The sequence below is a fragment of the Streptomyces sp. S6 genome (assembly GCF_054880855.1).
In genome coordinates, this window is sequence record NZ_JBTYMC010000254.1 from 1 (window position 1) to 9,735 (window position 9,735).

Here is a 9,735-nt window from a genome sequence, read left to right on the forward strand (position 1 = left end):
GCGGGGGCGGCGCGGGCGGCGGGGGAGGTGCGGCGGGTGCTGGGGTGGCCGGGCGTGCCGGTGGTGGCGGCGCGCAGGGTGCAGGATCCGTACGGGTTCCGGGCGTTTCCGCAGGTGCACGGGTGTGCGCTGGACGCGGGGGACAGGGTGCGGGAGGTGGTGGAGGTGGAGGTCAACTGCCCTTCCGAGAACCCCCTGGTGGACCCGGACGAGGTCACCGCCTACCACCACGGCGGCTTCTTCGCGGCGCCCCTCGCGCTCGCCCTGGACGGCCTGAACCTGGCCCTGCTGAAGACGGCCCAGCTCTCCGTCGCCCGCCTCAACGCACTCGGCAACTCCGAACTCACCGGTCTGGCACCCTTCTTGGCGGACGGTCCGGCGAGCAGCTCCGGCACGATGATCCTGGAGTACACGGCCAACTCGGCGCTCGCGGAGCTGCGTTCGCAGGCGGTACCCGCCTCCGCGGGGCACGCGGTGGTGTCCCACGGCCTGGAGGAGGCCGCGAGCTTCGCCGGCCAGGCGGCCAGGCAGACCCTGCGTGCGGCGGACGCCTGCACGACCCTCCTCGCCTGCGAACTGGTCGCCGCCGTCAGGGCACTTCGGCTCCGGCCGGCCCCGCCGCCGACGTCCGCGTTCACCATCGTCTCCGCCGCCCTGCCCGCCGGCACGGACGACCGTCCCCTCACCGCGGACATCGCGGCGGCGGCCGAACTCCTCCCCACGCTTGCCGAGTTGTGAGGCACCCCTCGGGGTGGGGTAAGGTTTGAACACGAGCTGGCCGTCGAACAAGGCGGAACAGAACGCGCGTTGGTGGTCCAAGGAAAGACGCCCCGCTTCCTGCGGGGAGATGTAAGTGCAAGGCTTGCCCAGCGCTCAGAAAGAGAACCCGTCCCAACTGGGGCGGGTTCTGTGCTGTTTCGACGCGTATACCGGAGAAAAATCCGGAACGGCATCCGGAACCGCCCACTAACCTCCCTTCCGATGAACAGAAGACGCCAGAAGAAACTCACCCGACGTCTCATGAGCGCGTCCCGGAGCGAGACCGGCACCGAAACCGCCGCCCTCCTGCGCGCCGGCGCCGACCCCACCGCCCGCGACCCCTACGGCACCACCCCCCTCTACGCCGCCGCAGTCCACGGCAACACCGAGGCCGTCCGCCTCCTCCTGGCCGCCGGCGCCCCACCGAACGAGGAGAGCGCCGGACCCGGCGCCGAAGGCACCCCCCTGTGCGCCGCCGCCTGCTGGGGCCACACGGCCACCGTCCGCACTCTCCTCGCCCACGGCGCCGACCCCGGTCTCGCCGAGGACCACGGCACCGGACTCACCCCGCTGAAGTGGGCCCGCGCGGGCTCGCACGACGAGACGGTCGCCGTTCTGCTGGCGGCGGGTGCACGGGACGGCGTGTGAGATTTCCGCCCATTCGTCGTGGGCGGCGAGGGATCGGGCCACTTCCTCCAGCCGGGACGGGCGCACCGACAGCCACGGCAGCGCCCTCCACCCCCCAAGCCCCCCCACCGGACCACCCCCATCGCCCCACCACACCCCCCCACCCGCCCTCACGTCGTAAACTGGCCCGATCCGTTCAGTGAAGTGACATCGCAGAGCTCAGGAGGTCGGCAGCCGTGGCGTTCGAGGATCCCTCCGCCGAAATGCTCACGCAGGCCGCCGAGAGCTTCGGGCTGCTGGCGTCGCCCGCGCGGCTGCACATCGTGTGGGCGCTCGCGCAGGGCGAGAGTGATGTGACGGGGCTCGCGGAGCGGGTCGGGGGTGCGCTGCCGGCCGTCAGCCAGCATCTGACGAAGCTGAAGCTGGCCGGGCTGGTGCGCTCGCGGCGCGAGGGGCGGCGCCAGGTGTACTTCGTGGACGACCCGGACGTCGTGGACGTCGTCCGGCTGGTCCTCGGGCGGCTGAACGACCGTGCCGTCGGGGCCGACGTCCCGGTGCCCCGCCTCCGTGGCCTCTGAGCGGGCCGCCGACGGCACGGCCCTCCAGACGCTGCGCAGGCTCGGCACGCGGCCGTACGGACTGACCGAGGACGAGGCCGCGGCACGCCTCGCCGAGCACGGCGAGAACACGCTCCCCGCGACCTCCACGGTCGCCTGGCCACGCCTCCTGCTCACCGGCGTCCGCGACCCCTTCACCTGCGTCCTGCTCTGCCTGGGCCTGGTCTCCGCGCTGGTCTCCTCCTGGGGCACCGCGACCGTCATCCTCGCCCTCGTCGCGGTCAGCTGCGTCCTGCGCGCGAGCGGCGAGCGGCGTGCCGACCGGTCCGTGGCCGCCCTGCGCGACCTCGTCGCCGGCACCGCCACCGTCGTCCGCCGCCCCGGTCCCGGCGAAGCCCCGCTGACCCGGGAGATCCCGGTCGGGGAACTCGTCCCCGGGGACGTGATCCGGCTCGGCGCGGGGGATCTGGTGCCGGCGGACGTGCGGCTGCTGCGGGCCCGGGGGCTCACCGTGCACCAGGCGGCGCTGACGGGGGAGTCGCGGCCGGTGGCGAAACACGTGGACGGGGCGGGGGCGGAACGGGACCTCTACCACGCCCCCCACCTCTGCTTCCAGGGCAGCGACATCGCCTCCGGCAGCGCCACCGCCGTCGTGGTGGAGACGGGGGCGGGGACGCGGTTCGCGGCCTCGCACGGGCCGCCGGTGCGGCCGACGGGAAACGCTTTCGACAGGTCCGTGCACGGGATCTCGTGGGTGCTGATCCGGTTCATGCTGCTGACGCCGCCGCTGGTGCTGATGGCGAACGCGGCGCTGCGGGACCGGGGCCTGGAGACGCTGCCGTTCGCGGTGGCGGTCGCGGTGGGGCTGACGCCCGAGATGCTGCCGGTGATCGTGACGACGTGTCTGGCGCGCGGGGCGACCCTGCTGGCCCGCTCGCACAACGTCATCGTCAAACGCCTCCCCGCGCTGCACGACCTCGGCGCGGTGGACGTCCTGTGCGTCGACAAGACCGGCACCCTCACCCAGGACCGCCCGGTCCTCGCGCACGGGGTCGGCCCCGACGGCGACGACGACCCGGACCCGGTCCACTGGGCCGCCGTCCAGGCCTGGTGGACCCTGCAACTCGCCGAACTGCCCACCCCGGACGCCCTCGACGAGGCGCTCCTCGACGCGGCGGGCGCGGTGGGGGAGGAGTACGACGGCGTCGACACCGTGCCGTTCGACCCGGCCCGGCGGATCGCGACGGCCGTCGTCCGGGGGCGTCGTCCGGGCACCCACCTGCTGATCACCAAGGGTGCGGTGGACGACGTCCTGGCGCGCTGCGACCTCACGGAGACCGAACGGGAACGGTTGCTGAAAATCGCGGTGGACCAGGCGGACGACGGCCTCAGGCTGCTCGCCGTCGCCACCGCCGAGCGGACCGCCCGCAGCCGCCCCTACACCCCCGCCGACGAACGCGGACTCACCTTCCGGGGCCTCGTGGCCTTCCGCGACGCGCTCGCCCCCAGCGCGACCGAGGCGCTGCGGGGGCTCGCCGCGCGCGGGATCTCCGTACGGGTCCTCACGGGTGACGCGCCCGGGACGGCGGCCCGGGTCTGCCGGGAGCTGGGGCTCGACCCGGGGGTGCCGGTCGTTCTGAGCGCCGGTGAGGTCCCCGAAGCAACCGTCTACGCCCGCTGCACACCCGAGGACAAGGCCCGCGTCGTCACCGCCCTGCGCGAGCGCGGGCACACCGTCGGCTTTCTCGGGGACGGCGTCAACGACGCGCCCGCGCTGCGCGCCGCCGACGTCGGGATCGCCCCGCGCGCGGCGTGCGCGGTGGCCCGGGAGAGCGCGGACGTCGTCCTCGGGGAGAAGGAGCTGACGGCCGTCGGGCACGCGGTGACCGCCGGGCGCTACAGCAGCGGCAACATCGCGTCCTACCTGCGCGTCACGCTCTCCTCCAACCTCGGGAACATCCTCGCGATGCTCTCGGCGGGCCTCCTGCTGCCGTTTCTGCCGATGCTCCCGGCGCAGGTCCTCGTCCAGAACCTGTGCTTCGACGCGGCGCAGCTCGCCTTCGCGTACGACCGTCCCTCGGCGGCGGTCCTGCGCCGGCCCACCGTGCTGCGGCCCCGCTCCTTCCTCGCGCTGATCACCGGCTTCGGCGCGCTCAACGCGGTCGCCGACCTCGCGACCTTCGTGCTCCTGGCGTTCGCGCTGCGCGGGCCCGACGAGGTGGACGACGAGGCGTTCTTCCACTCTGCCTGGTTCACGGAGAACCTCCTCACCCAGGCCCTGGTGATGGTCCTCCTGCGCACCGGCCGCAGCGCCGTGCACCGGGGCCGGTGGCCCGGCCCCGTCGGCTGGGCCACCGTCGCCCTCGTCGCCGTCGGGCTCCTCCTCCCGCCCAGCCCCCTCGGCGCCGTCCTCGGCATGTCCGGGCTGCCGCTGCCGTACTACCTGATGCTGGGCGCGGTGCTGCTGCTGTACGCGCTGGCCCTGAGACCGCTGGCCCGGCGTCAGCCGTAGGACAGGTTCGAGCACGGGTTGTCGTCCGCCGAGCGGGCGTCGGCGGCCACCTGGGTGGGGACGGCGGTGGGGGAGGCCGTGGTGCCGGTGCCCGCTGTCGCCGCGTAGTCGTCGCCGAGGACGACGTTGAGGGCGGGGCCGGAGATCGGTTCGAGGCGGGCGCCGGGGAAAGCGGAGGCAACCGCTTGTGCGTTCTTCTCCCGGCCCGGTCCGTACTGGATCACCGTCGTCGCGTGGGCCTGGCTGGAGGCCGTCGCCGTACCGGTGACGGTGAAGCCGGCCGAGGTGAGCTTCTCGGCGCCCTTCGCGGCGAGGCCGGGGGTCGTGGTGCCGTTGTAGACGGCTACGTCGATTCCCGCGCCGGAGACGGGAGCCGGCGTCGAGGCGGGCTTCGGCTTCGCCGGACCCCCCTTCTTGCCGCCCGCGTTCTGCCCGTCGATCGTCCGGTCCTCCTTGAGCGCCGCCCACAGCGCGGACGCGTCCGGCTCGACGACCGCGACCCGCGCACCCTCGTAACGCCAGGGCACCGTCACGAACTTGGTGTTGTGCAGGTCGACGTCCTTGAGGGACATCGCGAACGAGATCAGCTTGTCGGCGGAGCCGAGCCCGGGGTCGACGGTGAGCGACTTGGTCGCGGCCTCGGCGAGCGGCAGCAGGTTCGTCGGGGACAGCCCCTTCTCCTTGATCTGCTTCAACAGGCTGGCCACGAACGCCTGTTGGCGCTTGATCCGGCCTATGTCCGAGCCGTCCCCGATACCGTGCCTGATCCGGACGTAGTCCAGCGCCTTCTGCCCGGACACCTTCTGCTCGCCCTTCGCGAAGAGCAGGTCCCCGCGCGTGGCCCGGCCGGGGCTGAGGTCCTTCTGGTAGATGTCGTTCGGGAGGCACACGTCCACCCCGCCGACGACGTCCGTCAGCGACGCGAACCCCTTGAAGTCGACGACGACCGTGTGGTCGACGCGCATCCCGGTCAGCTTCTCCACGGTGTTCTGCGTGCAGGCGGGGTTCCCTTTGTCCGTCTGCCCCATGGAGAACGCCGCGTTGAACATGGTGTTGTGCTGCTCCGCCGACCAACTGCCGTCGGGCAGCTTGCACGGCGGGATCGTCACCAGCGTGTCGCGGGGGATGGAGACCGCGAGGGCGTGCTGGTGGTCGGCGTACACGTGGAGCAGGAAGGCGGTGTCGGAGCGCCCGACGTCGTCCTTGTTGCCCCCGCCCAGCGCCGCGTTCCCGTCGGTGCGCGCGTCCGACCCGATGACCAGGACGTTCTCGCCGGCGGTGTCGTCGGGCCGGTCGTCGGAGAGGCCGCCCGCGTCGAAGGTGCTGATGTCACCGGTCAGCTTGAGGTAGAGCCAGCCGGCGCCCGCGCCCAGCAGGACCAGCAGCGACAAGGCGATCGCGAGGACCACGCGTATCCGCCGGGAGCGGGGTCCGCGCTGGTCGCCGCGTCGGCGCCCGCGGCCCCGGTCCGGTGGCGCGGCGCGTCTGGCCCCGGTCCGGTGGCGTGACGGTGCTGCGCTGCGGCTGCTGGTGACGGTCATCGGCGCCCTCGCTGTGTCTCACCTCAGGTTGTACAGTTGCGCAATGTAGCAACCTTCCGGAGTATGACTCCGACTAGGCTCGACGAAAGAGAGATCAGGTCATGCTCCGTAACGGACTGGAACCCTGGCACCTGCTGATCGTGGCGATCGTCGTCATCGTCCTCTTCGGCTCGAAGAAGCTGCCCGAGGCGGCCCGTGGGCTCGGCAAGTCCATGCGCATCCTCAAGAGCGAGGCCAAGGCGATGAAGGAAGAGAGCGCCGAGAGCGCCGCGCACCCGACGGAGGCCGTCGAGCCGACGACCGTGACGACCGCGGCGGAGGCGGTCCGCCCGCAGCCCGTGACCGCGCAGCACGTCGCCCAGAACGTTCAGCCGCCGGTCACGCAGAGCTGAAATCTCCGCAAAGCCGTACGAAGAGGCCGGTGCGGTCCGCTGTGCGTGGCAGCGGACCGCACCGGCCTGTGTCTTGCTGTGCGCCGAGGCGCGTCACGGCGACGGACTCAGGCGGGCTCCCCGGCCCCCTTGGGGAGCAGTGCCTCCGAAGCCGAACGGGACTCCTCGCGCCGCTGCCGCCGGGTGCGGCGCGGCTCCTGGTCGGGCAGCCAGCCGAAGGCCATGCTGCCGCCGATCAGGCCGCACAACAGGCCGACCATGAACCCTCCGATGTTGGAGGTCACCCAGGTGCCCAGGGAGAGCAGTACGGCGGTGATCGAGTAGAACAGCCGCTGTACCGGGTTGAACAGGATCAGCAGGCCGCAGAGGATCATGAGCGAGGGCAGGAGATACCCCGCCAGCCCCTGCACGCCGATGTGCAGGACCACGCCCAGCGGTGCCTTCATCGTCAGAAGGATCTCGGCACCGCCGAAGGTGATCAGGAACCCGCCGACGAACGGCCGGCGCCCTCGCCACTGACGGAAACGCTGTCGCGCCGACGCCTTCGGGCCCGCCTCGGCGGACGCGGTCGGCTCGGCCGGCGCGGCCGGCTCGGGTTCGGGTACGGCCGGCGGTTCGTGCTGGGTCACTCAGGTCACGTCCCCGGGCATCCGCTGGTGGAGAAACTCATGCGCAGGTCGGGCAGCTTGAAGACGGCCGCCGTCGCGCCGTAGTTGTGCTGGTACAGGTTGTTGATCGTGACGGTGCGCGCCTGCTGGCCGTAGACACCCTCGGGACCCTTGAAGGGCGGGACCCGGTCGAAGGTGCTGGAGTCACGGCCGATCTCGATGTCGCTGAACTCGGCGTTGCCCATGATCTCGTCGGAGTCGATCGCCAGGTTCTCGACCTCGACCTTCTTGCCCTTGTTGCCGGCGGTCAGCAGCAGCTGGATGCCGCCGAGGTCCACGGACTGGCACATGTTGGTGAGCTTGCCCTTGCCGATGACCGAGGTCACGACGAGGACCGAGCCGTCCGTGTCGCCCTGGTTGGGCGAGTCCTTGATCATGTGGTCGAGCCCGCCGTACTGCTCGAAACCGACGCCTTCGAGTTTGTCGGCTTTGACGACGAACGGCATACCGGAGATCGCGAACTGGACGCCGAGGATGCCTTCGCCGGTCAGGACGGCGAGAGTCGCGGCGGCGAGCGTGGCGGGCACCGCCAGTACGGCGGCCCGGCGCCCGCGGACCCTGCCGCGTCTTTCGGTGGTACCGCTACCCGGACTCCCGGGTGTGTGGTCGGCGGACGGTGTGACGTCCGGGGACGAGGCCATGTCTGCTCCCATGGGCATTAGTACATGCAGGTTGCTTTGTGGCGCGTTGTCCTGGCGCGGACAGCGGCTGCCGTGCACGCTCCCCACAACTCCCGGAAGTCGTACGGACTTTCTCGTTACGCGGCAGTAGCCAAGCCAGGAAGTTACCGATGGTTACAACTACGGGTCAAGGGAGTTGTGGAAAAAGGGTGTTCATTGTGCGCCAGGTATGGATCGCGGCGCCACTGGTGGTACACCGCCGTTGACAGTTGATTACTGACGGTCAGTCACTTCATCAACTTCCGTCCAACCGCTTGACTCTGACTGAGTCTCAGGTCTAGAACTCTCCTGGCTCAGCCCGGGTCCGTGGCGCCGGACCCGCAGCGCGACGTCCGTCGCGCTCCCGGACTTTCTCCGACCGGACGTGCCCGCCCCTCCCAGGGACGGGCACCTCCGCCGAGTCCGCTCTCACCTGGCGTTCCACCTCGGAGCCGAACGCGGCCACTTCCCCCCTGTCGGCCGCTCCTCCCCGAAGACCCCGGGTCGTCCCGGGTGTCTTCGGCACCCCCTGAAAAGAAAGAGGCACCCGCAATGCGCGCTCGCTCTCTCGTCGCCGTCCTCGGCGCCGCCGCCGCCCTCACGCTGCCGGCCGTCACCCCGGCCTCCGCCGCCGGCGCGGTGCTCACCGCGAACGGCGCCGACGTGGCCGTCGGTGACGTCCTGACCGCGTCCCTGGCCACCGGCACCGCCGCCACGTTCTACTCCAGCGCGACCGGCACCAGCGGCATCTCCTGTGCGTCCTCCGGGTTCAACGCCACCGTCACCGACAACCCGGCCGCGCCGGGCACGGCGACCGAGACGCTCACCGCGCACACCTTCGCCAACTGCACCTCGAACGTCCTCGGTGTCACCGGTGTCAGAAGCATCACCGTCGACAACCTGCCCTACACCGTCGCCGCCGCCTCCGACGGCGCCCTCACGGTGACCCCGCCGAGCGGTGGCGTCATCCAGACCACGGTCGTGCTGCGCACCCTGCTCGGCAACATCACCTGCGTCTACCAGGGCCCGGCCCTGAACGGCACCACCAGCAACGCCGACAACAGCATCAACTTCAACCGCCAGGCGTTCACCCGCACTTCGGGTTCGTCCCTGTGCTTCGCCGCCGGCTACTTCACCGCGAAGTACGCCCCGGTGTCGGACGGCACGAACGCGGTCACGGTCAACTGACCTGACCCCGCAGGGGCGTTCACCTGCGCCTCAACCGCATGAACAGGGCGGTGCCGCCGGCGAGCACGAGAACCGCCGCGGCACCGCCCGCCAGCACGGGGGCGGACGGACCGGTGCCGGTGTCCTTCGCGACGGGGGCGGACGCCGGGGTCACGGCGGGAGTGGGCGTGGGCGGGGGAGTCGAGGCAGGGGGCGGTGTGGGCGTCGGCGACGGTGTCTGAGCCTCCGGCGACGGCTTCTGGGTCTGCGTCGGCTTCTCCGTCTCCTTCCGGGCCGCCGCCTTCGGGAACACCACGTCCGAGCACGAGTAGTACGTGTCCGCCGTGCTCGTGTTCTGCCAGATCGTGTACAGCACGTGCCGCCCCGTCCGGTCGGCGGGCAGCTTCGCGCTGAACCGGTAGGCACCGCCGGTGAGTTGCGGGTCCTTGACGACCGCGAACGGCTTCTCCGGCAGCTCCGACCAGGTCAGCGGCTTCGACGGGTCGTACCCCGGGGTCGTCAGGTACAGCTTGAACGAGCCGGTGTGCGGGATCGTCGACGCGTACGTCATCCGCAGCGTGGCGCCGGGCCTCAGCTCGGTCGAGGGCCAGTCGGCGCGGGCCAGGTCGAGCCCCTTGTACGCGGAGAGGCCCCCGCTGCACAGCTCGCCGTCCGGGATCGTCTGCCGGTCGCGGCCGTTCACGTCGGCGACGCGCAGGTTGTCCCACGCGGCGAAGGACGCGCCGTTCGCCCGCACGGCCGCCCGGCAGGCCGCAGTGCCGGAGTTCGCGCCGCCCTCGGGGGAGCAGGCGAACACCCGGCTCACCGGAGTGGTCGGGGCGCCGTGCGCGGC

10 protein-coding genes are annotated in these 9,735 nt (G+C 71.7%); 6 read left to right on the plus strand and 4 right to left on the minus strand.

All coding sequences use genetic code 11. The features are described from left to right. The 4 genes from ACVNF4_RS26920 to mgtA all read left to right on the plus strand — a co-directional run. Window positions 1-738, plus strand: a 738-nt coding sequence (locus ACVNF4_RS26920; RefSeq protein ID WP_461805465.1) for an aromatic amino acid lyase, incomplete at its 5' end; no start/stop codon positions are given. Window positions 739-981: 243 nt separating this feature from the next. Next, the gene (locus ACVNF4_RS26925; protein ID WP_461805466.1) at window positions 982-1,407 is read left to right on the plus strand and encodes an ankyrin repeat domain-containing protein; all 426 of its coding nucleotides are present in this window, start codon (window positions 982-984) and stop codon (window positions 1,405-1,407) included. A 242-nt stretch (window positions 1,408-1,649) separates the two neighbouring features. Continuing rightward, a complete protein-coding gene (locus ACVNF4_RS26930) occupies window positions 1,650-1,964 on the plus strand; it encodes an ArsR/SmtB family transcription factor (RefSeq protein WP_461805473.1) in 315 nt (104 codons plus the stop codon). Next, complete coding sequence (gene mgtA, locus ACVNF4_RS26935) at window positions 1,954-4,455, plus strand: magnesium-translocating P-type ATPase (RefSeq protein WP_461805467.1); 2,502 nt, start codon at window positions 1,954-1,956, stop codon at window positions 4,453-4,455. Before ACVNF4_RS26930 ends, mgtA begins: the two co-directional genes overlap by 11 nt. On the opposite strand, the gene ACVNF4_RS26940 is transcribed toward mgtA, so the two are convergent. Next, window positions 4,446-5,996, minus strand: a complete 1,551-nt coding sequence (locus ACVNF4_RS26940; protein ID WP_461805468.1) for an LCP family protein — start codon at window positions 5,994-5,996, stop codon at window positions 4,446-4,448. The genes mgtA and ACVNF4_RS26940 overlap by 10 nt on opposite strands. A gap of 101 nt (window positions 5,997-6,097) precedes the next feature. On the opposite strand from ACVNF4_RS26940, the gene tatA reads away from it, so the two are divergent. After that, entirely contained in the window at window positions 6,098-6,388 is a 291-nt protein-coding gene (gene tatA / locus ACVNF4_RS26945) for a Sec-independent protein translocase subunit TatA (protein ID WP_461805469.1), read from the plus strand. 107 nt (window positions 6,389-6,495) lie between these two features. Here the strand turns inward: tatA and ACVNF4_RS26950 are convergent, their stop codons facing one another. Continuing rightward, window positions 6,496-7,017 (minus strand): DUF6114 domain-containing protein, encoded by a 522-nt coding sequence (locus ACVNF4_RS26950; protein ID WP_461805470.1) that lies wholly within the window; start codon window positions 7,015-7,017, stop codon window positions 6,496-6,498. Window positions 7,018-7,022: 5 nt separating this feature from the next. Then, window positions 7,023-7,697 (minus strand): DUF6230 family protein, encoded by a 675-nt coding sequence (locus ACVNF4_RS26955; protein WP_461805474.1) that lies wholly within the window; start codon window positions 7,695-7,697, stop codon window positions 7,023-7,025. Window positions 7,698-8,267: 570 nt separating this feature from the next. On the opposite strand from ACVNF4_RS26955, the gene ACVNF4_RS26960 reads away from it, so the two are divergent. Further along, on the plus strand, window positions 8,268-8,903 hold the full coding sequence (locus ACVNF4_RS26960; protein ID WP_461805471.1) for a Tat pathway signal sequence domain protein: 636 nt from the start codon (window positions 8,268-8,270) through the stop codon (window positions 8,901-8,903). A 19-nt stretch (window positions 8,904-8,922) separates the two neighbouring features. Here the strand turns inward: ACVNF4_RS26960 and ACVNF4_RS26965 are convergent. After that, window positions 8,923-9,735 (minus strand): lytic polysaccharide monooxygenase (locus tag ACVNF4_RS26965; protein WP_461805472.1); only part of this gene is annotated, 813 nt, incomplete at its 5' end.

Coding starts and splice junctions, on each gene's coding strand:
- tatA (WP_461805469.1), top strand. CDS start 6,098: ATGCTCCGTAACGGACTGGAACCCTGGCACCTGCTGATCGTGGCGATC.
- ACVNF4_RS26955 (WP_461805474.1), bottom strand. CDS start 7,697: ATGGCCTCGTCCCCGGACGTCACACCGTCCGCCGACCACACACCCGGG.
- ACVNF4_RS26940 (WP_461805468.1), bottom strand. CDS start 5,996: ATGACCGTCACCAGCAGCCGCAGCGCAGCACCGTCACGCCACCGGACC.
- ACVNF4_RS26925 (WP_461805466.1), top strand. CDS start 982: ATGAACAGAAGACGCCAGAAGAAACTCACCCGACGTCTCATGAGCGCG.
- ACVNF4_RS26960 (WP_461805471.1), top strand. CDS start 8,268: ATGCGCGCTCGCTCTCTCGTCGCCGTCCTCGGCGCCGCCGCCGCCCTC.
- ACVNF4_RS26930 (WP_461805473.1), top strand. CDS start 1,650: ATGCTCACGCAGGCCGCCGAGAGCTTCGGGCTGCTGGCGTCGCCCGCG.